The sequence below is a fragment of the Symplocastrum torsivum genome (genome assembly GCF_059505465.1).
Window position 1 is genome coordinate 1 of the sequence record NZ_JCACKQ010000113.1, and the last position, 24254, is coordinate 24254.

A 24254-nucleotide genomic window follows, 5' to 3' on the forward strand; every position below is an offset into this window, starting at 1 on the left:
AAACTCGGTTTGATCTCCCGAGAATCTCCCCTTTTTTGCTGCTGTTATCAACTCAGTGTTGCTGAGTCAATTTGTTGTTACTCTCATCCCCAGAAAGCTGCGCTAATAGGCTTTCGCTCCACTCAGCTTCGCTGAGTCAGAGCGCCTTAGTCTAAACGCCAGATTTCTCGGAACAATAAAAAATGCCCTTTCGAGGTAGGAAAACGAAAGGGCGTCTACTTCCATTGATTTGAAGAGTACTAAGAAAGTGTGAAGAATTTGTGAATGTTCGATATCACATAACTAGACAAAGCGTCTATACCGCACTTAAACAGAGAGAGGATAGGAGGTGCGATCGCATCTTCTCCAAAATTCCTATCTAGTTCGCTAGCATTCCGCCTAACAACCAACAACCAACAACTAACAACTAACAGCTAATTGCTGACTTGAGCTTTTGGCAAAACTCGCCAATAGCTTGAAGTCCTTCTGCGGGTTCAGCATCAGCTAGGCGTTTGACAAAGGCACTACCAACAATCACCGCATCAGCGCCCCAATTTTTCACCTGTTCGGCTTGTTCAGGTTGGGAGATGCCAAAGCCAACGCCGATAGGTTTATCGGTTACAGTACGCATCTGCACAAGGATATCTTGTACTCGTGATTCCAGTTGGGTTCTCATCCCTGTAACGCCTGTCACGCTAACTAGGTAAATGAACCCCTGAGATTGCTGTGCGATCGCTTCGATGCGCGCTTGTGGACTTGTAGGCGCAACCAGCAAAATTACCTCAATCCCAATCTCCGCCGCAGGCTTGAGCAGAGATTCAGCTTCTTCCAAGGGTAAGTCGGGTACAACCAACCCCTGAACACCCACAGCCGCAATCTCCTTTAAAAACGATTCAATCCCTCGGTTGAGAATTGGATTGTAGTAGACAAATAGAATAATCGGCGCTTTCACCTCTGGGGCAACGTTCTTAACCATCTCTAGAACGTCATCCAAGCGCACACCTCGTTGTAAGGCTCTAGTAGCGGCTGCCTGAATGGTTGGTCCATCAGCTAGAGGATCGGAGTAGGGAACTCCTAGTTCGATCAGGTCAGCGCCAGATTGGTCAAGAACCCGCAAGGCTTGGGCTGTTGTCTCTAGATCTGGATCACCAGCCGTGATGAAGGGAATTAGGGCACACTGGGAGCGATCGCGTAGGGACTTTAAACGAGCGGAAACCGAGGTCATTCGATTTTAGATTTTAGATTTAAACACTTTTCACTGAGGGTTCACTGTTGTTACTTAACAGCCAACCCTCAACAAATAACAGATTACTTTAGAGATGCAAGTTAAATGATTGGCAGCTTAGATCATTATTGCTGATTATCTGCCTCAGAACGGTTTTCCTGCTCAATTTCTACTTGTAGCTGGGCAAGTTCTTCAGGTGTCATTTCCTCAAGGCGCTTTTGTAAGACGGCTTCCTCATAGTCCTTGAGTTGCTGATTGTAGGTCATATTATTGCTTCCAACGCGGAACAAGTAAGTGAGGAGCCAGCCAACTAAACCACCAACTAACAACAGTTGACTCCAGATACCTGCCTTGAGGGTATCCAGCCCAGCTACCTGTAAGACTACATACATAATGCCGCCAGCGGCAAAGACACCGAAGGCAATCCCGATCGCATCGATTCGTCGCATTTAACCTTGTACTTGACGGCGTTTGGGGCGAAAGTTCAAGAAGGGGCTGAGGAGCAATAAGCCTGGGAAGAAGAAGAACACCAGAAAGTACATAAAGCCTCGTTCAAATGAGCTAACAACGTACCAACGTTTTTGTAGGTACAAATAAAGAGCTGCAGGAACGACTACGAGGTAGACTCCACTGATAGCTAGGTAAAGCAGTGCAACAAGCATAATTTTTTATCCGGGCAAACAACAGGGCAGCGATCGCGTTTTTGATGAGCGGCTGAATTGCCTTAGGTTGACGGCAAAATCCGTTTTTCCTGGCATTTGCTCAACTTTTCTATCTTACCGTGTGCCAGTTCACTGGTATGCTAGTTGCATATAAGACCTAGTTAATGGTGAAATAGATAAATGCAGAAGTTTCATGGAAACACAGAAACTAACTGCAACTCAATCGGGGGCGTGGCGGAATGGTAGACGCTACGGACTTAAAAAATTGAGCGTTGACGGAGAAATCTGTCAAATGAATGCTCTCAAATTCAGGGAAACCTAAGTCTGGCAACAGATATGGCAATCCTGAGCCAAGCCGGAAAAAAATTCCCGGAAGGTGCAGAGACTCAACGGGAGCTACCCTAACGTGAAGCCGAGGGTAAAGAGAGAGTCCAATTCTTAAAGCCAGTAATGGCAGTAGCGAAAGCTACGGAAGAATGAAAATCCGTTGACCTTAAACGGTCGTGTGGGTTCAAGTCCCACCGCCCCCATCCAAATTTACCAATAAAAAAGATCTCTGTCTTGTGATAACAAGCCTCAGTTTTCCAAGTGGTTACTTATGCTTGTAGTTCAGAGTAATAAAATGATGTGAAAGTATAGCATTTGGAGACAACAAACACTCGCCTGCTCTACCCTAATTGCAGATTTTAATCTCTTACTTTTTTACAGGTTCAAGGCACCCATAGTAATCGTACTTTTCTCGGTTTTTGTCAAAGACTGTCCAGCGTGATGGCTGGTTACTGAACAAATCTAAGTCAATATGTTCGTAGATATAATATCCACTAGAACGTTTACCTTGCTGGTCAATTAAAATAACGGGTTGTAACTTACAATTTGTCTTAATCGGTTTGATCATTTTTCAATTAGGTGGTGTTAGATTGGTTTGAGTCAGGCTATGTGAACCCAGCTAATTGCTTCAGTCACTACAGTGTTCCGTAACTATAAGCTGGCTAATTCTCTTAAGCTGGGTCTAAATCATTGGATAAGTTGCTATCTTTGTCTTTCCGATTTCATCGGTTATCCGTTTTCTACCTATGAGAATTACCTAGGTTCGTTTCAGGAAAGGTTTCTAGGCTGGCATTTCTGGATGATAGGAGCAACAGCGCCAATAACGGACTCCCAAACGGATATGACAAAGTAAGGTGTCTGAGCAGCAAGGGCAAGTTGGCTTAATTATCATCAATTGCCCAGGCTTTGTGGCTGTATCCTGTTGTCTGCGACCAGTTGTCAGGTGAGTCAGCACTTAGAGTGGCTGCTTTAACTTAAGTTCGCATATTTTAAACCTGGGTCAATAATAATTTCAGTATAGCTTCATTTCCTTGACCTAAAAAATCTATTTTTGATACTCTGATAAGTTAAATTTATTTGCTAAGTTCAAGAGACACTATAAGCGTTGAGTAGCTAAAAGCTAGAGAAATCTAGTCTTCCTACCTGATGGCAAAGAGCAAAAAGGGCAGTTGCGAACCACGACATCGCCAGGAGAATAAGCGGTACTCAGTTTGTTCCTTAACTCTCCCCAGAACGCTAATACGATAGATATCGAACCTCTTTTGGGCGACGAATAAGTTTGGTGTTTTTAGAGAATAAAAAAGGTGGGCATTGCCCACCAGTGATGACTAGCATGATTAGCTAGACCCTACCGCCTAGCTTTCGATGTAAGTGGTTGCCAATCAGGGGAATAATCAGTTGACGGATGGTTGGTCAGTCTAGTTTGATTCGAGCCGTCGGCATCCATTACATAGATTTCAGGGTTATAGTTTTCAAAGTTGCTGCCTTCAGGATTCTTGTCGCGGAAAGATACGAAAGCAATTTGATTCCCATCAGATGACCAAGCTGGAGCATCATCGTCTGCTGGATTGTTGGTCAACTGGGTGAGATTGGAACCATCAGCGTCCATCAAATAGACATCTCTGTTGTCGGTGCGCTGCGACATAAAGGCAATCTGCTTGCCATCGGGTGACCATGCAGGGTCAGCATCAGATGTTGGATTGTTGGTCAAATTCCTAAGCTTGGAACCGTTGGCGTTCATCACATAGATTTCAAAATTGCCGTCTCGACTAGAGATGAAGGCAATCTGCTTGCCATCAGGCGACCAGACTGGGTCACCATCGTCGGCGGGATTGTTGGTTAGCCGGGTTTGATTGGAACCGTCGGCTTTCATCACGTAGATTTCCGAGTTGTTATCGCGATCGCTATCGTTACGACCAGAGGTGAAGGCAATCCGCTTGCCATCAGGTGACCAGGCTGGGTCAATATCGTACTCTGGATCGTTGGTTAATCGGGTGAGATTAGACCCGTCAGCGTCCATCACGTAAATGTCCGAGTAGCCTTCGCGATTAGAGGAGAACGCAATCTGTTTTCCGTCAGGCGACCAAGCCGGGTCACTCTCAGATACCGAATCATTCGTTAGCCTGGTGAGATTAGACCCGTTAGGATTCATTAGGTAAATGTCACCGCTGTTGTCGTCGCGGAAAGAGACAAAAGCAATTTTTGGTGTAGTAGAAGTTTGGGCTTTTACTGTGTTGTTACTCCCCAAGGCTGTTGCGATTAGTGGCAGCACTAAACAACCAACAGCAAGCGGGAGTTTAGGTATAAAGGCACGAATTTTTTTCCTCATCACACAGTATTCTTCTGAGAAATCTACATTTTCTCTCTCCACTCCTGTCCTACCGTGTTCCGGATTGATTGATCGTTCCAAGGCTTGCCATAAGGACGATTAGAAACAGCTAAAACACAATCCATACAGCGGACTTGCCTCAGCATTCGTTTGGGGCGAAATACACCAAGATTCGTTTAACCAAGGCTTGATTTCGTTTTTTTAGTACCTGTCGGACTGTCTCATGAGAGATACTATCCACGTAGCGCCTAAATCTGCGCCGTGACACACTCATTAACTGTAAGACAAGGAACGTTTTCCGATGCAAAGTCAGGATAGCTTCACCGAAGTGACATTTCACTATGTAAATGGTGAGTCGGAATCGTTTGAGATTCCCCTAACTCCAGAAACCTTCCAGCAACAACTGTCAGATTTACTCAATCAACCTTGGTTGACCATGCACCTATTTGATAAAACGGTTTTAATTTGTACGGCTCAGATTATGAAGATAGAAGTGAAGCCTCCCCTAACGGAAATCCAAGGGACAGGTGTCTTCCCTGATACTCTGCGGGTAACAGCGCTGACACATGGAGCGAAAGCTTAGCGATCGCATAATAAATCGAGTTACCTCTGGCTGCTCTTGTCAACTCAACCAAAACTTAGCTAATGGGGGTTTGGGGGTGGATAAGCCCCGCACCCTAATTGGCACGGATATATCGAGGCAATGCCGAGTACTGCGCTTCAATTGGGCATCGGGATAAGCCCAGACACAAGGAGTAAATGTAGGTACGGAATCAGCCCATAAATACTTAGGGAACAACAATGCACTCCCTAAGTATGATACGATAATCTCATGCTGACATTAACTTACCGCTACCGCATTTATCCAAACGCCCAACAGGAAACAGTAATGCTCGAATGGCTGGAAACCTGTAGGCGCGTCTATAACTATGCGGTGCGAGAACGCTCATACTGGATGAATTCCAGGAAATGTGATGTTAATGCCTGCTCACTCCAATCCGAATACATCATCCCCGCCGATACGCCCTATCCTGACTATTACAAGCAGAAGAAAGCGTTAACTGAGGCAAAAAAATCTAGTCCACAAATGAAAGCCGTATACTCTCAGGTACTTCAGGATGTCATTGGTAGAGTTGACTCTGCCTTTGCCTTCATGAAACAGAGAGGATATGGCTTTCCTCGTTTTAAGAAGTTTGGGCAATTCAAATCATTCCTGTTCCCCCAGATGAGCAATGAGGCAATTCAAGGGAATCAGATTAAACTGCCCAAGATTGGACAGGTGACAATCAACTTGCATCGCCCGATTCCTGAAGGATTCAAACTGAAAACAGCTCGAATCGTTCGCAAGGCATCGGGTTGGTACGTCATGCTTGCCTTGCAGCTTGATGTACAGATTCCCGATATTCCACCACACGGACGAGCGATCGGGATTGATGTCGGACTGGAGTACTTTCTATCTACATCTGACGGCGAACAAGTTTCACGCCCTCGTTTTTTCAATAAGTTGCACAGGAAGCTGGAATTGCTCCAACGCAGACTTAAGAATAAGTTGAAGGGGTCTAACAACCGTCGTAAGTTAAATCAGAAGATAGGTAGAGTGCATGAACAGATTGCTAAATGTAGGCGCGACTTTCACTTGAAACTGGCGCATAAACTGTGTGACCAAGCTGGCATGATTTTTGTGGAAGATTTGGACTTCCGCATTATGGCTAAAGGTATGCTCGGAAAACATACCTTAGATGCCGCGCTAGGACAGTTTGTGAATCAGGTTTTACCTTGGGTCTGCTGGAAACGGGATGTTTACTACGGCAAGGTTAATGCCAACGGGACATCTCAAGAATGCCCTGATTGTGGAGCATTGGTCAGAAAAGACTTGAGCGTAAGAACTCACTCCTGTCCTGAATGCGGTTCAGTTAAACCAAGAGACGTTGCCAGTTCTCAAGTGATAGCGAAGCGTGGTCTTGTTGCCGTTGGACAGACGGTAAATGAAATTGCCTGTGGAGGGGAAGGGGCGGGGGTAGCAATGCCTAGTTACCACCCTTTGAAGCAGGAACTTCTTGGAGTAATCTAAGGAAGCCCGCGCTGTACTGACGCGAGCAGTCAGCGTCGGGAGGATGTCACAATCTAAAACCATGCCTACTGTTAGTTTGATTCGTGCTGATTCTTATGAGCGCCAACGACTGAGAGCCTATGTGGAAACCTTGCTAGAGCCATTAGGAGGGATGAGGGCATTTGTGAAAGAAGGCGATCGTGTCCTACTTAAGCCGAATCTCCTCACATCCGGTCGTCTTGGTAAAGAATGCATCACACGCCCTGAACTCGTTTACTGTGTTGCTCAGTTAGTACAAGAAGCTGGTGGTAAGCCTTTTTTTGGAGATAGTCCCGCTTTTGGTACTGCTAAGGGTGTTGCCGAGGCAAATGGCTATTTGCCAATCATGGAAGAACTCAACTTACCCGTTGTCGAATTCCATGGTCAACGTTATGAAACGGCGAGTCTTACCTTTAATCATCTCCGCTTGTGTAAAGAAGCGATGGACGCTGATGTCGTCATCAACCTCCCAAAGATGAAATCTCACATGCAGTTGACGTTGACGATGGGTGTCAAGAACTTATTCGGTTGTGTACCAGGGAAAATGAAGGCATGGTGGCACATGGAGGCGGGGAAAGATGAGAACCGCTTTGGGGAGATGTTAGTGGAGACTGCACGGGCAATTAACCCAGACTTGACGATTCTTGATGGAATTATCGGTCACGAAGGTAATGGTCCTAGCGGTGGCGAACCCCGACAGCTAAATGTTTTGGGGGCGTCCTCCGATGTCTTTGCCCTTGACCGTTCCCTGGTAGAAATTCTGAATGTTGACCCAACTCTTGTGCCCACGATTACCGCACAAGAGCGATTAGGGCTTTCTTCTGGATTCGCTGATATCCAGTATCCACTTCAGCGACCAGGGGAACTGCAAGTGCTGGATTGGAAACTACCCGATGCTTTAATGCCGATTGATTTTGGGATGCCCCGCGTCATCAAGTCCACCTTCAAGCATCTATACATCCGGTTTATCAAAGAACCGCTGAAAACTTATGCCCAACAGTAGATGAAGACTGTTTAATTCTGTAAACTCTGTTACAGTGTGATACAAAATCGGCACGTAAGCTTATAATACCCTCCGATTGCTTAATCACACCGCCCTACTGCTAGAGGCGGTTTTTTATGCGGAAATTCGTGAAGTTGATTTAGATTGTCTATAAAATCAACCTCCCTCGTAGGGAGGAGGTTTTTGTGCCACCGATTAATTCGATTGGAAGACTTTCTTGAAATTGTTTGCTGGAAGACAGTCTCCTCGAAATAAACCGTTAAAATATAAGGGACAGGGTTCTAAATAAAACCCATTGTTATCGTCTTTAAATTGACCGAGTTCCAATTTCAACATTTTTATGGAATCAAGTGGCCCGTCCGCTAACTCTTCTGACCCTAACCCCCATAGGTGGGCAGAAATTTTGGGCACGCTAATCGCTTTGCTAACACTGACCTTACCTCTGTATGTCATCGCCCACTACTCTTCAGGAAGCAGCGCTGATATCTTGCAACAGACTTCCTACTCACTTCCGAGGTCAAAAAAGTGAACTGGAAATTCTGATGTAACTAAAGACAAAGAATTATCTAACTCAAGAGGACTGCTGAAACTCTAAGCTTAGCAACGCTGACAAATGTTTAAGTGTTGAGTGTTTCAAAATTCCTTGATTCTAAATCTCAGTGATCTACCTTCAACAAAAAAGGCAGGAGGCAGAAGAAATGCCTTAGTCCTTTGTCTATGACCGAAGGGAGTAAGGGTATTAAGCCCCCACTGAAAGAACTCCAGTAACTCCCGTTTCGGTGGAGTCTGAATCCCCATCTGAACGGAACCTTTTGCATTCTTTAACTTTTCCCTTTGTCCTTCAACCTAGAGTGACAATTTTGCCTTGCTATTGATAAAGCTTCGAGAGCTTATCCCTTGAGCTGTCTAGAAGTCCATGACCCATAGCCTTGAAGTGCCCGTCTTCCCCTAAAATGCTACACGGGGGCTGGTTAACGTTCGCTTGGGTGTTCAACCCCTGTGTGCTTAAGCTTTAATTGAAAGGCACCCTTAATTTACTGTGTAGCTTAAAAATAAGGTCATGGATTTATCACGCATTCCTGCTCAACCCAAACCGGGTCTGATTAACGTTCTCATCGAAATTCCGGCAGGTAGCAAAAACAAGTACGAGTTTGATAAAGACCTTCAAGCCTTTGCGCTTGATCGGGTGCTTTTCTCTTCGGTGCAGTACCCCTACGACTACGGGTTTGTACCCAACACGCTAGCCGATGATGGCGATCCACTAGACGGTATGGTATTGATGGATCAACCAACGTTTCCAGGGTGTGTCATTGCCGCTCGGCCCATTGGTATGTTAGAGATGATTGATGGAGGCGATCGCGACGAGAAAATTCTTTGTGTTCCTGACAAAGACCCGCGCTATGCACAGGTGAAATCTCTTGAAGATGTTGCCCCTCATCGCTTGGAAGAAATTTCTGAATTTTTCAAGACCTACAAAAATCTAGAAAAAAAAGTCACAGAAATTCTAGGCTGGAAAAATGTCGATCAGGTAATGCCATTGGTAGAAAAGTGCATCGACGCTGGTCAGCCAGGACGAGATTCAACGGCGGAAGACTAACTAAGCTTTTTTTAGTCCTTCAATGCCCTCTCTTACTCGACAATTGGGTAAGTAGACGCCTCTTAGAGGTGAACATCTTTGTCTAGCTAAGCTTAGAAGCCTCTTCATTCTCGGTGATGCTCTTGTGACAAAACTCACAAGCTAGCTGCCTCAAGAACGTTAGAATTGACAGGCTTGACAAAAACTTCCTGACCAAGATAAAGGGTGCTAGAAAATTAGACGTAGGGGAAGTGCGAAATCGCCGCTTGTTTTTGTACTAGATTACCCTACGTGGTTTCTTTATAAACTCAACCGCTGCCCCTCTTGATAAAAAGCAATTGTTCTGACTCACCGATGCCCAGCCTCTCTGATTATCATTGGGTGGAAAGCCTCAGGTGTAAAGCGTTGTTGATCAAGGTCAACTTGATTTAAAAATGCCAGATTTTGATCCAGCGGCACCGAATCCACGCACATTTAATGCTAGAGCCGACATGGTAACTGGCCTCACTGCTGATTTTGTTGTCCAATTTTGGGGCGTTCGAGGTCAAATTTCCGCTCCAGGGAAAGAGACGATGCGCTATGGAGGAAATACCTCTTGTGTCGAAATGCGTGTCGGGAAGAAACGCCTCATCTTTGATGGCGGTAGTGGGCTGCGAGTTTTGGGGAATAACTTGCTTTCCCAGATGCCAGTAGAAGCCTACATCTTCTTTAGCCAATGCCATTGGGACAGCATTCAAGGATTTCCTTTTTTCACGCCTGCTTTTATTTCAGGCAACTGTTTTCATATCTATGGCGCGGCAGCATCTAATGGTGCGTCGATGGAGCAGCGTCTAAGCAGCCAAATGCTTCATCCCAATTTTCCCGTTCCCCTTCAGTTGATGCGGTCAGAGTTGAAATTCCACAACCTGACTTCTGGCAATGAAATATTACTGGATGATGTAACAGTTGAGGCAATTTCGCTCAACTACTCACATCGAGCAATGGGTTATCGAGTGAGTTGGCAAGGACACTCAGCCGTTTATGCAATTGATCGCTCCCATTATCCTGACCAAATCGATCAAAATCTGCTGCACTTGGCGCGGCAAGCCGATTTACTAATTTTGGATGCTCCTTATACCATTTCCGCTGATGATGCGCTTAAGTCTTCACCTTTAAACTGGCAAGACGACCTTTGGCAAACGGGTATCGCAACAGCCAAGGCGGCAGGGGTTAAGCGAATTGTTATGTCTCGCTATAACCCTGACTATGACGATGATTTTCTTGACAGGGTAGAAGAGCAAGTTCAATCAGTGTTTCCTAACGACTTACTCGCTCGTGAAGGGATGATTCTACCCGTGTTTTAGATTTTAGAGGCACTAAAGGCAACAGGAGAGACACTCCAGATAGAGAAGAGAGAGACGTGGCGACGCAGGTAAAGCACAATCAGATATATAGGCTTTACACAAGTTCCAGCTAAGATGCTAGAAGCTTGCTTTGGCTTGCTCCACTTTGAGAATCTCTAGCTTAGTGATGTCGAATGACAAACTCCCCTCTTGTCGTTTCTGCCCAGTATCTTAGTGAACACCTTGATGACCCACAAATTGTGATTGTGGATTGTCGTTTTGCGCTAAGCGATCCAAAACTGGGGCATCAGCAATATTTACTCAGCCACATTCCTGGTGCCCACTATTTGGATTTAAATCAAGACCTTTCAGCACCTGTAGGACGTCATGGTGGGCGTCATCCGTTACCTGATGCCAACCACTTAGCCCAGAAACTAGCGGGGATTGGTGTTGATTTTCAACAAACGCTGGTTGTTGCCTATGATGACTCCCGCTTTGCCTTTGCGGCACGGCTTTGGTGGCTCCTGCGCTACTTAGGGCATAACAACGTTGCTTTACTGGATGGGGGTTGGACGGCATGGCAGTCACAAGCATATCCGGTTACCGATGTTCTACCAACTCCTCAACAAGGACACTTTGTGCCGCAGTTGCGCTCTAACTGGGTGGTGAATATTGATGCCGTGAAAGCGCTTAAAGACTTACCAGAAGTTGCCTTAGTTGATTCACGGGAAAGCGATCGCTATCTTGGTAAACAAGAGCCAATTGACCCAATCGCTGGTCATATTCCTGGAGCAATCAATTATCCTTGGCAAGAAGTCACTAACCCTCAAGGATTTGTACTCCCAAACCTTGAGCAACAACAACGATGGGCAGATATTGAGTCGAAGACAGAAGTCATCGTCTACTGCGGTTCTGGTGTCACCGCTTGCGTCAATCTCTTCTCCTTGGAACTAGCAGGGATTCACGCGGGTAAGCTTTATGCTGGCAGTTGGAGTGACTGGTGTTCTTATTTGCAATAAAGCCCTCTGACTAATCGGCTTCTATAGAGAGTTAACGCAGAACGACAAATTTAAATGTAGAGTTGATAAAGTACAACCGCAGGAGACTTTCTGCGGTTTTACTCAAATTTACATAGGCTTAAGTGAAGTGTGCAAATGCCTCACTCCTGATTCCTGGACAAACGCTTCGCCGTGCGAGAGAGCTGGACTTCTTCCCGCAAGAGCTGGCACTTCACACACATAAGGATGCTGTAGCATTTCTATTAGCTGAGTGTGATTTCAGGAAAAAAATTGAGAGAATGAGGAAGCACAAGAACGATAAATGTATTACTAATATAAAGTAACTATCACAAAATCATTACATAAACATTGCTAAAATAAGAAGCTCAATTATTCTCTAGAACTATTAGGTCTTAGTTTATATGCCATGCCAAATGAACCGTCTTTCTATTTTTGTAGACGGGAACAATATGTTCTATGCTCAACAAAAAAATGGCTGGTTCTTTGACCCTAGGAGGGTCTTAGACTACTTTAAAGGTGAGCCAAATACAATGCTGGTGAACGCTTTTTGGTATACCGGATTAAAAGATCCACAAGATCAACGGGGCTTTCGAGATGCGTTAATTAGTCTTGGTTATACAGTCCGGACAAAAATTCTTAAAGAATATTACGATGATAATTCGGGTCGTTATTCTCAAAAAGCTAATTTAGATATAGAAATTGTTGTTGATATGTTTAATACGGTAGAACAGTACGATAAAGTGATTCTTTTTAGTGGTGATGGTGACTTTGAACGTGCAATTGAATTACTTCGGTCAAAAAATACGCATATAACAGTAGTATCAACAGAAGGAATGATTGCAAGAGAACTCAGAAACGCAACTGATCGTTACATAGATTTAAACGATGTACGAAACCATATTGAGAAACTCGATTATTAATTATAATTGAACAAAAAATATCCAGTATCTTTTATAGATTTTAGGAAGACCAGTCTCTAATGTCAGTAAATCGAGCTATGAACCAGCAACCACAACCAGACCGCATCATTATTTTTGACACCACACTCCGAGATGGCGAACAGTGCCCCGGAGCAACCCTAAATGTAGATGAAAAGCTCGCTATTGCTCGACAACTGGCTCGTCTGGGGGTAGATGTTATTGAGGCAGGCTTTGCTTTTGCTAGTCCCGGAGATTTTGAGGCAGTTCAGAAGATTGCCAAGACAGTGGGGACAGAAGATGGTCCTATCGTCTGTAGCTTGGCAAGAGCGATTAAAGCGGATATTGAAGCGGCGGCGGAAGCGCTAAAACCAGCGCGTCACGCTCGGATTCATACGTTTATCTCGACATCCGACATTCACCTAGAGTATCAGCTCAAGAAATGTAGGGCAGAGGTGTTGGCGATCGCAGAAGAAATGGTCGCCTATGCCAAATCCTTTATGGACGATGTGGAATTTTCAACGATGGATGCCACACGTACCGATCCAGAGTACCTCTACCAAGTGCTAGAACGTGCGATCGCGGCTGGGGCAACAACGATTAATATCCCCGATACCGTTGGTTACAGTATGCCCAGTGAGTTTGGGGAACTGATTCGGGGGATTAAAGAAAATGTGCCGAATATTGACCAAGCGGTTATTTCAGTCCACGGTCACAATGACCTGGGTGTCGGGGTAGCCAACTTCCTGGAAGCCGTCAAGAATGGAGCACGGCAGCTAGAATGCACGATTAACGGTATTGGTGAACGCGCAGGAAATGCCTCGTTAGAAGAATTGGTGATGGCACTGCACGTTCGGCGGCAATATTACAATCCGTTCTTAGGGCGTCCAGCAGACTCTGAAGAACCCCTGACCAATATCGATACTCGCCAAATTTACAAAACCTCTCGTTTGGTGTCCAACCTCACTGGGATGCTGGTGCAGCCAAATAAGGCAATTGTTGGCGCAAATGCCTTTGCACACGAATCGGGAATCCACCAGGATGGCATCCTTAAGAACAAGCTCACGTATGAAATTATGGATGCCCAGTCGATTGGCTTAAATGACAATCAGATTGTCTTGGGCAAACACTCCGGGCGCAATGCCTTCCGCACTCGCCTGAAGGAATTGGGATTTGATTTATCAGAAACTGATTTGAATAAGGCATTTCTCCGGTTTAAAGACCTGGCAGATAAGAAAAAAGAAATGTCTGACTGGGATTTGGAAGCAATTGTTAATGATGAAATTCAGCAAGCGCCGGAACTATTCCGTCTGGAGTTGGTTCAGGTGTCTTGTGGCGATCGCGCTCGTCCTACGGCAACCGTAACCCTGAGAACACCAACTGGGGAAGAACTTACGGATGCCGCGATTGGGACAGGTCCCGTTGATGCCGTCTACAAGGCGATGAACCGGGTTGTGAACGTGCCGAACCAACTGATTGAGTTTTCCGTTCAGTCAGTCACGGCAGGCATTGATGCGATCGGGGAAGTGACCATCCGGTTGCGGCATAGCGATCGCGTCTATTCGGGTCATGCGGCGAATACCGACATTATTGTCGCCTCCGCTCAAGCCTATGTAAATGCCCTCAACCGACTCTATGCGTCGTTGCAGAGTGAAAAGAATCCATCTGTTTCACCCGATGAACAGATCACAACAGTTGCCCCTGTAGCAATTCAAGGTTCCAGAGAACAAGCCTAGACACTATGCCTCTTCCCCGAATGTGGGTAGAAGTTCGCCAGAAATTCCTAGTTAATGCTTGTCTTCTAGGGTTTCTGGCGCTGATTACGGTAGCGATCACAGCACTGTATGTATCCAGTGAGCGTAACTTCCATTGGTGGATCGACTGGCATTCCTCAGCGATTAGGGTAACCACCGCTTTTCGAGAATCCCCGTGGGAGGGGTTACAGCTAGTTAAAAACTCTCTTGTCCAAGACCGAAATTGGATTTACACCCTACCGTTGGTGCCATTCCTCTTGACGTTTGGGACTTCGCGCTTGGTTTACGAACTGGCGCTTGCCTTGGTTTATCTCTTGCCATTTGCGATCGCAATGGGAGGGATTTGTTCTAAGCTGGTTCGGGTTCATCAGCAAACGGTTTTTTGGGCAACTGCCCTACTAACCTTACTCATCCCAGTTAGCTGGATACCTACGTTCATGGGTATCCCTGACACGGGTGGTGCTTTCCTGATTGCCCTTGCCTCGCTGGTTTACTTACAGGATGTCAAACTCCGGCGATGGTGGCAAATTCCTCTAGTTGGATTGTTGCTTGGCTTAGCGGTTCTGTTGCGCCGTCATTTTGTCTATGGTTGTATTGCTTTCCTGGGGGCAATTACTGTACAAGCCTTGCTGAGTTTCTCGGTTGAGGTGCGAAAAAAACCACAACTAGCTTGGCGGAATTTAATCGAGTACGGCGTGCGGATTGGTTTAATCAGTGCCCTAGCAGTCAGCACAGTGATGGCTGTAGCTTGGCAATTTACCTATCGGGCAAGGATGATCGACTATGGAACGTTGTACAAGTCGTGGAATCTGCCTTTCGGTGAGATTACTAGCTTATACGCCTCCTATTATGGGTGGGGAACCTGGCTACTCGTTGCGATCGGATTGTCGGCAAGTATTCTTACCCGTGCTGTCGCTTTACCAACTATCAGCTTTCTGGCACTGTCGGGTGTCTTCTCCTTGATTGCATGGCTGGTTGTACTGCGTTATGCGAATGTCTTTTATTCCGTGCATATTACGCCCTTAGTCATCGTCGGATTATTCGCTTTGATTTGGACAACCTGGATTAGCGTCAAGGGCAAACTTCGCACGCTCATTTTGGGCATAGCCGGCTGCTATTTAGTCAGCAATCTCGTGATTAGCTTAGCCCCAGTCGGCAATCTAAGCCACTTCTTGCATCCCTTGTTTGCCCTCAACATGCCACCGCTAGTGCGTACAGACTACGATGAAGTCGTCCGACTGGTGAAGTACCTACGCCAACTAGCTCCCAAAAAAGAGCCTATCTTCGTGGTGGGCAATCAACGCCTTCAGCTTGATTCTAGTTTGGTGAGAGGCGTTGAGATCTTACTCTATGGGCACGAGGGTAGAATTCTGCGCCTTCTACCTGTACCGAAGGTAGACTCTCGCGATACCTATCCATTAGAAAGCTTACTAAAGGCTCAGTATGTGGTTGTCCCCAATTCGTTGCCTAGCTATCCAAGTGGAGGGGTACTGCAAGACACGAATAAATTTCCGGTTGTTGGGGAATGGCTAACGGATAAAGAACTGGATGTCGTTACGGTGGTGTTTGATGCATTTACTCAAAATCAGGAAATTGCCCAAGACTTCAGGCGTTTGCCTGTGCAGTTCACTTTAGAACGGGGTACTGTGGTGAGTATTTACCAGCGAATTCGTCCAACCTCTCTGGACACTGCTGTTCGCACACTTAATACTATTGTGCAGCGTACTGGGGAACGACCAGGAGGACAAGTGGACTGGCTGGTTGTGAACCCATACTCGAACTACTCTGTGGTCAAGAAAAATCTCAATAACACTTATAAACTAGTATCGCGTCCGAGCGATCGCCTTTTGAAAGCGGATTCCAAGGAACTAGGACAATCGCAACGCGATCGCACACAGGGAAAAGAAACATCTTTTCTTTACCTTGGTTCACTGCCAGAAAAGGCTAAAGTAACTGGTGCAATTATTTCCTTAAGCGAACCCTGTGTTAGTTCATCTCTACGATTATCTACGTTGAATAAAGACGGTGAAATTTTCAGCAGCTTAGAAGCAAAATATGTTCCTAATGATTCGCGTAGATTTGCGTTATCAATTAGTGGCAAAAATTCGACCTATCTCTTGTTAGATATCTTGAGCTACGATAGAAATAATTTTAGTAATTTTTGTAAAATGGAAATTAATTCCGTAACGGTATCCAATCAAAAGCAATGACAAATAGCTTTTTCCTAAACTTATAAAAATAAGCTATTTTAGCTGCAATTGAAGATTAAACTCTACACTATTGTTGGTAACGATGTAGGCAGAAAAAATGTTAGATGAAACCCTTAAGCGAGAGCGACAATTTCATGATGCTTGGGCTGCTGCTATTGATGTAGATGGGATAAAAGTAGCCGATTATTTTGAAGCTTGCACGGCTCCAGAGAATAGATTTATTTTACGACAAATGGGAGATATTCGAGGCAAACTGCTTTTAGATTTGGGGTGTGGTGCTGGGGAAAATAGTGTCTATTTTGCTAAACAAGGAGCGAGGTGTGTAGCGACGGATTATTCACCGGGAATGGTAGAAGTAGCGCTTCAGCTAGCTGCTGCTAATGGGGTTGAGATTGAAGGACGTACCGCTAATGCAATGGCGTTGGATTTCCCTGACAACACGTTTGATTTAGTCTATGCCTCAAACTTACTACACCATATTCCTGATCCCAAAATCGCTTTAAAGGAAATGCATCGAGTTCTAAAACCTGGTGGGAAAGCCTGTTTTTGGGACCCGCTCAAGCATAATCCCGTGATTAATGTCTATCGGCGTATGGCAACTGAGGTGCGAACAGAGGATGAGATGCCACTGGATATTAATATAGTAAATTACATTCAATCTCTGTTTTCCGAGACGGCTTACGACACTTTTTGGATAGCAACTCTTTGGATTTTCTTGCGTTTCTATCTCATTGAAAAGGTTGACCCCAATCAGGAGCGCTACTGGAAGAAAATTATTATTGAGCAGGAAAGATTAGCGCCAATGTATCTCCGATTAGAGAAGTTTGATAGTCTTGTGAAAAAGATTCCATTGATGAAGCGCTTTGCCTGGAACATCGCTGTAGTTGCTCAGAAGTAATTTGAAACCTTTCGTTATAAAACTCAGCCTGTAGAAGCGGTTCCTTTGAGAAATTAGGCAGCATATGATGCTTCTTCATAATCCAGGAATTTTTGCTGGACGTAGAAAAAATGTGTTGCCTTATTAGGGAAAAACTTTCTCACGTTTACAGCCAACCTGCGGAATGTGAGGTTAGAATCGGTAGCGTCATTCTCGTTTGTCTCGATAGGGAGATTATATGGCTAAAGACTTAGGAGATCAAAGTCTTCTCAGTAACAAGTTTGGAACAATATCAAACAAAGAGGTTATATTCCTGAGCAAGAAAGGTTTATTTGGTAGTAAAACTGTAGAAGAAATTCCAATCCATCAGATTGCTGCTGTTCGGTTTTATAAGCAAAAATCTTTTGTTGTAGCGATTCTAGGCGCTCTAGGAATATTGACAGCATTTGTAATTGCTACTCTTTTCTCAGGAAGCTTAATTTTAAAAATAATTGGACTTGTAGTTTTAGCGCTAGGAATTTGGATTGCTTATATTGGCATTGGGGGAATTCCCACAGTATTGATAACTACAGGCGAAGGAAAAACAACTCAATCTAATGGTTGGCCTAACGATAGAAATGAAGCTAAAGCATTTGCCCTAGTACTGCGCGAACAACTTAAGTAAAAAGAGTTAGCTATTCTTCAAGAGACTAAATATTTGGTTTATTGGGCGAGTTGAGGTAGAACGCGATCGCCTTGGTAGAGACTGCCTATGATACTGTCTTACAAAATATCTATTCAATTCAACTTTTATAAGTATTTGGTTAGAAATTTTCATATCAGTTTCTGGTAGGAACGTTACGATATTCTGTTAATTTATCAGTGTATTTCCGGATTTAAAACTACTTAAAAGGATTTATCCTTGAGCTTGAATCTTATACTAGACGAAACTATGATTATAGATGCTGTTTGGGTAGCCGAAAAGGTTGTGGAAGGGATTATCTCTTGGCATATAAAAGACCATAATCCACCTCGTCTCTCCGGAAATATGCTTTCTCTATTTCAGAAATTTAAGACTTCCTATGACTCTAAAGATATAACCAAACTGAGCAGTGTAATTTCAGACTCCTACTCAGGTTCTTTGTATAGAGCCAAAAACAAGCTTTCTTTTATTCAGTTACTTAAGCAAACATTACACGCGCTTCCAACGTTTGCATATCCTAGCCTAATTATTAATATCTACCAAATTACTGAAGATAGTGACAAAGCATTTGCTGCCATTATGGACTTTAAAAGTAATGTCAAGATTGCTTTCGTACCTATTGCCTCTATTGATTCAGGTCAAGTTTATGTTGAGGTTCGTCCTGAAGGTGAATATCGTATGTCGAGAATTAGGCGCATCGACACTATAAAAGACTAGAAATTTCCTCAATAAACTCCATATGCTTAATTGCTCAGTAGTAGGATGCGTCACGACACATCCTACTACTAGAGGTGGCTGTGATTATTGTGAGCACTAATAATTGATTGTCCACTGAATAACTGAGTGATTGCTACTTTTACCGCGTTTAAATTGAGTTATCTAATTAGTGATCAAAACAGGTGTTAGGAGAAAAGCCCTAGCTTGATTTTGGAATGACCCATAGCCGACAATCTGCCCTCTGTTATTAATATCCTTGGCATACCATAATACCCAGCCAGAGTTGTTAGGCAGTAGGTTATTGAGGTCGAACATCTTACCGTTGTTCCACAAAAAGGCATGACTATCTCCACTGCTAGTTTCAGAAGAGCCAACCACCTTCCCCACTTTATTCATGCCATAGGCATGACTTTCGTTGCCGCCAAGGGTACCCAAATCAGTCATCGTGCCATTGTTCCACAAAAAGGCGTGAAAATAACCATTACTGGTTTCCGAAAAGCCAATGACCCTTCCTGCTTGGTTGATACCAGAGGCGCTGCTTCTGCTACCGCCAAGATTACCTAGATTAATCATCGTGCCGTTATCCCACAGAAAGGCGCGTGACGAAACATCATCGCTAAATGAAGTGCCAACTACCTGTCCCGCATAGTTGATGTCTTCAGCGCTACTGTTGCTGTCGCTGCCAAGGGTACCCAGAACTGTTGTTGTGCCATTGTTCCACATAAAAGCCTGCCCTGAGCTGCCGACTACTTGCCCCTTGTTGTTGATGCCAGAGGCAAAGCTGTATTGGCTGTCGAGGTTATCAAAGGCAATCATTGTGCCGCTATCCCATAGAAAGGCGTGCCTAGCACCGCCATATGGATCATCAATGGTATCTGACTGACCAACCACCTGCCCCTTGTTGTTGATGCTAGAGGCGCTGCTAGATATCCCACCGAGAGTACCTAAGTCAGTCATCGTACCGTTGTTCCACAAAAAGGCGTGCCGCACAAAATTGGGCTGATTGTTAGTTGCATCACCAACTACTTGACCTGCATCGTTGAGACCCTTAGCTTCGCTGAAGTTACCACCAAGGGTACCTAGGTCAGTAATGGAATAATAGAAACTGACGGATGCATTAGTTGCAGTAAAGATGGAGATTGCCAAAGCAATAGCTAATGCCCCAACCAAACCTTTTAAAAAATTTCTAGCTAAACGGCTATGCATAAAATATACTCCTTTGAATTATGATTTTGCGGCTATAAATAACTCTCATATAGAAGTCTAAAATTTATGCCTAAAGTTATATAACTTTATATCAATATTTTTGAGCTAGTCATAAACTTGGACTTGCTAATTCTGTAGCTCAACTAACCAGCAGAAGCATCAATTTCAGTAGGCGACCACAGCTACTAGCAATTTACTACTAGAGATTACTGCGTAAGTCCTGAGGTGTTCTCGTAGTTTCTAGTCTACAGGTAGTAAAGTCAGCGATCGCTTTTTACTCCATTCACTTTTTAGTTTATGTATGAAGCTGCTGAATAATGTTGTTTTGCCCAGTGTAAGAGTTTCTACCATGAACCTTGATCGTTCAAAATCCGTATATTTTCGGAAGTATAACTATTGATCTTTCTGTAATATTCCTGGATACAGAAAAATCAAGCGGAGGGCAAAGCAGTTGGATATCAATACTAGAGTCAAGTTCTATCAGTTATCACCCAAATACTTCGCCCCTACAGATAACACGTCTGAAACAACATCCTGGAACGACGTTCGTGCAGCCTTCCAAAAAACCTGGGGATATGATAATTTTCGACCACCGCAAGGTGAGATTATTCAGTGTCTGCTAGAAAAGCGAGATGCGCTGATTGTGATGCCTACGGGTGGTGGAAAGTCGATTTGTTTTCAACTCCCAGCGCTATTACAGACAGGATTAACGTTGGTAGTCTCACCTCTAGTAGCGCTGATGGAAAATCAGGTGCAGGAACTGCGTCAGCTAAAGTTACCTGCTGCTTTGTTGCATAGTGAATTGCCAGCCTGGGAACGCAAGAAGACGCTGCAAGCTTTGGAACGGCAACAACTACGATTACTGTATCTCTCGCCAGAAACTTTATTAAGTCCCAAAGTGTGGGAAAGATTGTGTCAGCCGCAGCTAAAAATTAATGGATTGATATTAGATGAAGCGCATTGCTTAGTTCAGTGGGGTGATACCTTTCGACCCGCTTATCGACGTTTGGGTACAATACGACCAACTTTACTGAAGCATAAGCCAAAAGGGACAAAAATCAGCATTGCCGCTTTCACAGCCACAGCCGATCCCCGCGCCCAAGAAATCATCCGAAACGTCTTGCAACTGCAACAGCCAGAGGTCTTTTTACTCAGTCCCTATCGACAAAATCTCAACCTTAAAGTTCAAACTGTCTGGACTCCTAGAGGACGCCGCCAGCAGCTATTGCAGTTTATCCAAGCAAGACCCAAACAAGTAGGATTAGTTTACGTGCGATCGCGTCGAGATAGTGAAGAATTAGCGGCTTGGTTAGCACAAGTAGGTTACGCAACAGCCGCTTACCATGCGGGGTTAAGTGCAGAGGAACGTCGAGAGATTGAAGCGAGTTGGCTGAGTGGGAAAAGTCAGTTTGTTGTCTGTACGTCTGCCTTCGGCATGGGTATCAACAAGCCAAATGTGCGTTGGATTTTGCATTTTCAGTCCCCACAACTTTTATCAGAGTACATTCAGGAAGTTGGCAGAGGGGGACGGGATGGTAAGCCATCTGATGCTTTGACATTAATGTGTGAGCCAACGGGGTTGTTGTATCCAGATGATAAGCAGCAACGAGAGTTTTTTGAGAAGAAGTTGCGATCGCACTATCAAAATGCCCAGCAGTTGGTGAAGAAATTGCCACCTCAAGGGGAAGTCGCAACAGTAGCAAGACAGTATCGCGAGGGTGCAGTTGCTCTGGCTCTCCTGCACAGTGCTGGTCAGCTAAAATGGCAAGACCCATTTCATTACTATAAGCATCCATCTGAAAAATCTCAAACGCTTGCCCAGTTGAGTGCTACCCAACAGCAAGTACTCAAGCAGATGACTCAATATCTGAATACTCGCGAGTGTCGTTGGCAATTTTTGTTAAAAGCTTTTGGCTTCACTCAGGAAGCAATTGGATTTAAGTGCGGAAACTGTGACAACTGCTTGAGGCGATAATTGTTACTCATGATTGACTAAAACTGGAGAGGAGCCAACGAGTAATTGCTCCATCATCCTCTGTTTGCGATCGCGTCAGTGCTGTTTCCACTAATGAAATTGCTAAGCCTGGTAAAACGTGGGACTGTTGAATTGCATAGCTTTTCCCTTGAGTAATGGTAAAGGCAGTGATTTGAAGAGCATTGCATCCACTACCCAATATTCCTGAACACCTAAGTTTTGGTAGAGAATTCGCTTCCGTTCTAAATCATCACTAAGAGAAGATGCACCAATCTCGATCACCAAAGTTGGTGGGACTAACTGATTGAGATCGACAGGGGAATTACTCCGGGGTGGAAATTGCAAGGAAGAACCGATATAGAAAGCAATGTCGGGTTGACACTCCCGGATACCTGTTTTTTTGAAACTACAGTTCGTAAACTCAATAATTCTGATGTTTTTGAGGGCGGCGAATAGAACAATTGCTGTGGAGACAATCGAGTTATCCCGACTGTGCGCTGTTCCCAGTGCTGCCATTTCAATCCTCATTTCGCCTTGTTCGTAGTAGAATCTACCACTGACAAGGGTTGGGTCATCAGCAAATGTCAAAAATTCTTCCCAAGTAGCTTTGATCCAAGTATCAGTAGCGATGGTTTGCAAGATGGGGACGGGGTTAACCATATAGCATTACCCTTTGGCACTCGATTACTGCTTACATTATGGGGGTTGGCGGCGGGGACGAAAGAGCCTTATACCATTAAGCACATCGCTCTTCTCGACGCTGAAAACTCCTCCCTTGCACTCACAAATAAGTCGGCGGGTGGGGTTCCTCCCACACCTAGAAGAGAGGTAGCTTCCCGCCGACTTGGTTATTTGTTGTTGGTTGTTGATAAAAAATACAAACAACTAATAACAAACAACAAACAACCCGAAATCCCATGTCCTTACCTTTTTTTATCCCGATCTTGGCGACGGCGATCGCGCCACTCTGCCGCCGTCAAATAAAGGACACCTCCGCTGACTACAACTAAGAGTCCTGCCGCAGCTACAAACAAAACAGTAACAAAAGAACTTTCCACGATGCCTCTAGAAACCGTTACGTGCCCAAACGACCATTGCAATTGACCAAGTGAACAACACTAGTACCGAAACCCAACCCAACGACAGAATATCCATAGCGATATATAAAGTACGGAATGACTACAAGCCTTATGATAATTCAATCTGAGCGGTCTTTAGCTTAAGGTGAGGATTGTGAACGAGTCTGCTGAGCGAATTGAATCTTTAAAAGCTGGCACTGTGTCAGCGTTGTCCCTGGCGCTGGTTGAGAGCGTCATCGCAGTAGGCAATAGTCTAGTGCTGGCAGAGTTTGAGAGATTTACTGCCTTACACATGACAACCGCTGTAGATTGGCTAGGAAGAATAGCGATCGCGTTTATTAGTGGTTTCCTCTTTGGCATCACCTACCGCTATGTGATTCGAGATGATGAAAACTCACACCTCAAAGATGGAGCTGTGCTAGCATTCGGCTTAGTACGAGGGCTTGCCCCCGTAGAAGTGGAACAGAATTTGCTTGACACTTTTTGGTTATTGGGTGTGTTGAGTCTTGAGAGTATTGTATGCTTCCTTGTCGCCCGCTTTACCCTGGATTGGGCATTCCACCGCCATTGGATTAAACCCCTCAAGTCAAGCTAAGTTCTTCAAACGAGGTTTGACCATACATCATCTGCCGATCAACCGCAGAGAGAATTTTATTATTTGCCGCATCAGAAACGAGACACTGACAAACTAACTGGGCAACATCAGCGCGGTGAATTGTTCCAGCAACTTTGTAGTCTTCTGTAACTACACCATTTCCTGTGGCTGGTTCTGACTTTAAGCCACCTGGTCGAATTACGGTATAAGTGAGTCCACTCTCAATCAAGTGCTTCTCTGCCTTTTCCTTCTCGATCAAGACAGGCTTTAGTGTTTCCAGGGCTTGCGGTGGTATAGCAACGACACTTTCTCCACTACCAATCGAAGAAACAAGGATAAACTTTTGCACTCCTGCCTTCACAGCCGCATCAATGAGATTCTTATTACCCAGATAGTCAGCGCGATCGCCTTCTTTCGGTAAACCACCGATTGTGCTAATAACTGCATGGATCGGTTCTCCTAACATCACCTGTTCGACTGCTGCCACATCCAAAGCATCTCCCATCACCACCGTAATTCCCATCGCTTCTAATTCCGCACGAGACGCTTCTGAACGCAGCAGGGCTTTTACCTTCTGGTTTTGTTCTACCAAGCATTTAGCGATTTCTCGACCAACGCCCCGACTTGCCCCAGCGAGAAAAATATAGGATGTATCTGTCATATAGCCGTTCCTGGAATTCTTACTTTTATCTCTTTATCAGCATAGGGAAT

The 24254-nt window shown here is 44.7% G+C and carries 26 protein-coding genes; 16 read left to right on the forward strand and 10 right to left on the reverse strand.

The window, feature by feature from the left end; all coding sequences use genetic code 11:
- Positions 1–406 precede the first annotated feature (406 nt).
- The 5 genes from trpA to AC5JL3_RS26400 all read right to left on the reverse strand — a co-directional run bounded on the left by trpA (position 407) and on the right by AC5JL3_RS26400 (position 4603).
- A complete protein-coding gene (trpA, locus tag AC5JL3_RS26380; protein WP_496077304.1) occupies positions 407–1204 on the reverse strand; it encodes a tryptophan synthase subunit alpha in 798 nt (265 codons plus the stop codon).
- Positions 1205–1329: 125 nt separating this feature from the next.
- Positions 1330–1653: a DUF3007 family protein gene (locus AC5JL3_RS26385; protein ID WP_496077305.1), complete on the reverse strand. Its 324-nt coding sequence runs from the start codon at positions 1651–1653 to the stop codon at positions 1330–1332.
- Positions 1654–1866 (reverse strand): NAD(P)H-quinone oxidoreductase subunit L, encoded by a 213-nt coding sequence (gene ndhL, locus AC5JL3_RS26390; protein WP_192222546.1) that lies wholly within the window; start codon positions 1864–1866, stop codon positions 1654–1656.
- Between the two features lie 694 nt (positions 1867–2560).
- Entirely contained in the window at positions 2561–2761 is a 201-nt protein-coding gene (locus AC5JL3_RS26395) for a hypothetical protein (RefSeq protein WP_192222547.1), read from the reverse strand.
- 780 nt (positions 2762–3541) lie between these two features.
- Positions 3542–4603, reverse strand: a complete 1062-nt coding sequence (locus AC5JL3_RS26400; protein WP_496077306.1) for a DPP IV N-terminal domain-containing protein — start codon at positions 4601–4603, stop codon at positions 3542–3544.
- 220 nt (positions 4604–4823) lie between these two features.
- Here AC5JL3_RS26400 and AC5JL3_RS26405 point away from each other — a divergent pair, with 220 nt between their 5' ends.
- The 14 genes from AC5JL3_RS26405 to AC5JL3_RS26470 all read left to right on the forward strand — a co-directional run bounded on the left by AC5JL3_RS26405 (position 4824) and on the right by AC5JL3_RS26470 (position 18688).
- The gene (locus AC5JL3_RS26405) at positions 4824–5105 is read left to right on the forward strand and encodes a hypothetical protein (protein WP_496077307.1); all 282 of its coding nucleotides are present in this window, start codon (positions 4824–4826) and stop codon (positions 5103–5105) included.
- Positions 5089–5262, forward strand: a complete 174-nt coding sequence (locus AC5JL3_RS26410; RefSeq protein ID WP_496077308.1) for a hypothetical protein — start codon at positions 5089–5091, stop codon at positions 5260–5262. The genes AC5JL3_RS26405 and AC5JL3_RS26410 overlap by 17 nt, the downstream gene beginning before the upstream one ends.
- A gap of 92 nt (positions 5263–5354) precedes the next feature.
- Entirely contained in the window at positions 5355–6593 is a 1239-nt protein-coding gene (locus AC5JL3_RS26415; RefSeq protein ID WP_496077309.1) for an RNA-guided endonuclease InsQ/TnpB family protein, read from the forward strand.
- Positions 6594–6654: 61 nt separating this feature from the next.
- Positions 6655–7614 carry an Npun_F2552 family protein gene (locus tag AC5JL3_RS26420; protein WP_496077310.1) on the forward strand — a complete coding sequence of 320 codons (960 nt, stop codon included), beginning with the start codon at positions 6655–6657 and terminating at the stop codon, positions 7612–7614.
- Positions 7615–7954: 340 nt separating this feature from the next.
- Positions 7955–8143: a TLTLP motif-containing protein gene (locus AC5JL3_RS26425; protein WP_496077311.1), complete on the forward strand. Its 189-nt coding sequence runs from the start codon at positions 7955–7957 to the stop codon at positions 8141–8143.
- Between the two features lie 531 nt (positions 8144–8674).
- Positions 8675–9211 carry an inorganic diphosphatase gene (locus AC5JL3_RS26430; protein WP_496077312.1) on the forward strand — a complete coding sequence of 179 codons (537 nt, stop codon included), beginning with the start codon at positions 8675–8677 and terminating at the stop codon, positions 9209–9211.
- A 413-nt stretch (positions 9212–9624) separates the two neighbouring features.
- Positions 9625–10533: an MBL fold metallo-hydrolase gene (locus tag AC5JL3_RS26435; RefSeq protein WP_496077313.1), complete on the forward strand. Its 909-nt coding sequence runs from the start codon at positions 9625–9627 to the stop codon at positions 10531–10533.
- A gap of 173 nt (positions 10534–10706) precedes the next feature.
- Complete coding sequence (locus tag AC5JL3_RS26440; RefSeq protein ID WP_496077314.1) at positions 10707–11531, forward strand: sulfurtransferase; 825 nt, start codon at positions 10707–10709, stop codon at positions 11529–11531.
- A 401-nt stretch (positions 11532–11932) separates the two neighbouring features.
- The gene (labA, locus tag AC5JL3_RS26445; protein ID WP_192222554.1) at positions 11933–12451 is read left to right on the forward strand and encodes a low amplitude/bright protein LabA; all 519 of its coding nucleotides are present in this window, start codon (positions 11933–11935) and stop codon (positions 12449–12451) included.
- Between the two features lie 77 nt (positions 12452–12528).
- The gene (locus AC5JL3_RS26450) at positions 12529–14184 is read left to right on the forward strand and encodes a 2-isopropylmalate synthase (protein WP_496077315.1); all 1656 of its coding nucleotides are present in this window, start codon (positions 12529–12531) and stop codon (positions 14182–14184) included.
- A 5-nt stretch (positions 14185–14189) separates the two neighbouring features.
- Positions 14190–16412 carry a hypothetical protein gene (locus tag AC5JL3_RS26455; protein ID WP_496077316.1) on the forward strand — a complete coding sequence of 741 codons (2223 nt, stop codon included), beginning with the start codon at positions 14190–14192 and terminating at the stop codon, positions 16410–16412.
- Positions 16413–16509: 97 nt separating this feature from the next.
- Positions 16510–17310, forward strand: a complete 801-nt coding sequence (locus tag AC5JL3_RS26460) for a class I SAM-dependent methyltransferase (protein ID WP_496077317.1) — start codon at positions 16510–16512, stop codon at positions 17308–17310.
- A gap of 217 nt (positions 17311–17527) precedes the next feature.
- Positions 17528–17953 (forward strand): hypothetical protein, encoded by a 426-nt coding sequence (locus AC5JL3_RS26465; RefSeq protein ID WP_496077318.1) that lies wholly within the window; start codon positions 17528–17530, stop codon positions 17951–17953.
- A 267-nt stretch (positions 17954–18220) separates the two neighbouring features.
- Positions 18221–18688, forward strand: coding sequence for a hypothetical protein (locus AC5JL3_RS26470; RefSeq protein ID WP_496077319.1), 468 nt, complete (start codon positions 18221–18223; stop codon positions 18686–18688).
- A gap of 162 nt (positions 18689–18850) precedes the next feature.
- Here the strand turns inward: AC5JL3_RS26470 and AC5JL3_RS26475 are convergent, their stop codons facing one another.
- On the reverse strand, positions 18851–19894 hold the full coding sequence (locus AC5JL3_RS26475; protein ID WP_496077320.1) for a hypothetical protein: 1044 nt from the start codon (positions 19892–19894) through the stop codon (positions 18851–18853).
- 457 nt (positions 19895–20351) lie between these two features.
- Between AC5JL3_RS26475 and AC5JL3_RS26480 the strand changes: the two genes are divergently transcribed.
- On the forward strand, positions 20352–21869 hold the full coding sequence (locus AC5JL3_RS26480; protein ID WP_496077486.1) for a RecQ family ATP-dependent DNA helicase: 1518 nt from the start codon (positions 20352–20354) through the stop codon (positions 21867–21869).
- A 102-nt stretch (positions 21870–21971) separates the two neighbouring features.
- Here the strand turns inward: AC5JL3_RS26480 and AC5JL3_RS26485 are convergent, their stop codons facing one another.
- The 3 genes from AC5JL3_RS26485 to petN all read right to left on the reverse strand — a co-directional run bounded on the left by AC5JL3_RS26485 (position 21972) and on the right by petN (position 23024).
- On the reverse strand, positions 21972–22529 hold the full coding sequence (locus AC5JL3_RS26485; RefSeq protein WP_496077321.1) for a Uma2 family endonuclease: 558 nt from the start codon (positions 22527–22529) through the stop codon (positions 21972–21974).
- Between the two features lie 263 nt (positions 22530–22792).
- The gene (locus tag AC5JL3_RS26490) at positions 22793–22927 is read right to left on the reverse strand and encodes a hypothetical protein (RefSeq protein WP_277927636.1); all 135 of its coding nucleotides are present in this window, start codon (positions 22925–22927) and stop codon (positions 22793–22795) included.
- A 7-nt stretch (positions 22928–22934) separates the two neighbouring features.
- The gene (gene petN, locus AC5JL3_RS26495; protein ID WP_192222560.1) at positions 22935–23024 is read right to left on the reverse strand and encodes a cytochrome b6-f complex subunit PetN; all 90 of its coding nucleotides are present in this window, start codon (positions 23022–23024) and stop codon (positions 22935–22937) included.
- Between the two features lie 78 nt (positions 23025–23102).
- Between petN and AC5JL3_RS26500 the strand changes: the two genes are divergently transcribed.
- A complete protein-coding gene (locus tag AC5JL3_RS26500; RefSeq protein WP_496077322.1) occupies positions 23103–23543 on the forward strand; it encodes a hypothetical protein in 441 nt (146 codons plus the stop codon).
- Here the strand turns inward: AC5JL3_RS26500 and AC5JL3_RS26505 are convergent.
- Entirely contained in the window at positions 23530–24204 is a 675-nt protein-coding gene (locus tag AC5JL3_RS26505; RefSeq protein WP_496077323.1) for an SDR family oxidoreductase, read from the reverse strand. The two genes, AC5JL3_RS26500 and AC5JL3_RS26505, sit on opposite strands and share 14 nt — an antisense overlap.
- Positions 24205–24254 lie beyond the last annotated feature (50 nt).

Coding starts and splice junctions, on each gene's coding strand:
- trpA (WP_496077304.1), bottom strand. CDS start 1,204: ATGACCTCGGTTTCCGCTCGTTTAAAGTCCCTACGCGATCGCTCCCAG.
- AC5JL3_RS26385 (WP_496077305.1), bottom strand. CDS start 1,653: ATGCGACGAATCGATGCGATCGGGATTGCCTTCGGTGTCTTTGCCGCT.
- ndhL (WP_192222546.1), bottom strand. CDS start 1,866: ATGCTTGTTGCACTGCTTTACCTAGCTATCAGTGGAGTCTACCTCGTA.
- AC5JL3_RS26395 (WP_192222547.1), bottom strand. CDS start 2,761: ATGATCAAACCGATTAAGACAAATTGTAAGTTACAACCCGTTATTTTA.
- AC5JL3_RS26405 (WP_496077307.1), top strand. CDS start 4,824: ATGCAAAGTCAGGATAGCTTCACCGAAGTGACATTTCACTATGTAAAT.
- AC5JL3_RS26410 (WP_496077308.1), top strand. CDS start 5,089: ATGGAGCGAAAGCTTAGCGATCGCATAATAAATCGAGTTACCTCTGGC.
- AC5JL3_RS26415 (WP_496077309.1), top strand. CDS start 5,355: ATGCTGACATTAACTTACCGCTACCGCATTTATCCAAACGCCCAACAG.
- AC5JL3_RS26420 (WP_496077310.1), top strand. CDS start 6,655: ATGCCTACTGTTAGTTTGATTCGTGCTGATTCTTATGAGCGCCAACGA.
- AC5JL3_RS26425 (WP_496077311.1), top strand. CDS start 7,955: ATGGAATCAAGTGGCCCGTCCGCTAACTCTTCTGACCCTAACCCCCAT.
- AC5JL3_RS26430 (WP_496077312.1), top strand. CDS start 8,675: ATGGATTTATCACGCATTCCTGCTCAACCCAAACCGGGTCTGATTAAC.
- AC5JL3_RS26435 (WP_496077313.1), top strand. CDS start 9,625: ATGCCAGATTTTGATCCAGCGGCACCGAATCCACGCACATTTAATGCT.
- AC5JL3_RS26440 (WP_496077314.1), top strand. CDS start 10,707: ATGACAAACTCCCCTCTTGTCGTTTCTGCCCAGTATCTTAGTGAACAC.
- labA (WP_192222554.1), top strand. CDS start 11,933: ATGCCATGCCAAATGAACCGTCTTTCTATTTTTGTAGACGGGAACAAT.
- AC5JL3_RS26450 (WP_496077315.1), top strand. CDS start 12,529: ATGAACCAGCAACCACAACCAGACCGCATCATTATTTTTGACACCACA.
- AC5JL3_RS26455 (WP_496077316.1), top strand. CDS start 14,190: ATGCCTCTTCCCCGAATGTGGGTAGAAGTTCGCCAGAAATTCCTAGTT.
- AC5JL3_RS26460 (WP_496077317.1), top strand. CDS start 16,510: ATGTTAGATGAAACCCTTAAGCGAGAGCGACAATTTCATGATGCTTGG.
- AC5JL3_RS26465 (WP_496077318.1), top strand. CDS start 17,528: ATGGCTAAAGACTTAGGAGATCAAAGTCTTCTCAGTAACAAGTTTGGA.
- AC5JL3_RS26470 (WP_496077319.1), top strand. CDS start 18,221: ATGATTATAGATGCTGTTTGGGTAGCCGAAAAGGTTGTGGAAGGGATT.
- AC5JL3_RS26475 (WP_496077320.1), bottom strand. CDS start 19,894: ATGCATAGCCGTTTAGCTAGAAATTTTTTAAAAGGTTTGGTTGGGGCA.
- AC5JL3_RS26485 (WP_496077321.1), bottom strand. CDS start 22,529: ATGGTTAACCCCGTCCCCATCTTGCAAACCATCGCTACTGATACTTGG.
- petN (WP_192222560.1), bottom strand. CDS start 23,024: ATGGATATTCTGTCGTTGGGTTGGGTTTCGGTACTAGTGTTGTTCACT.
- AC5JL3_RS26505 (WP_496077323.1), bottom strand. CDS start 24,204: ATGACAGATACATCCTATATTTTTCTCGCTGGGGCAAGTCGGGGCGTT.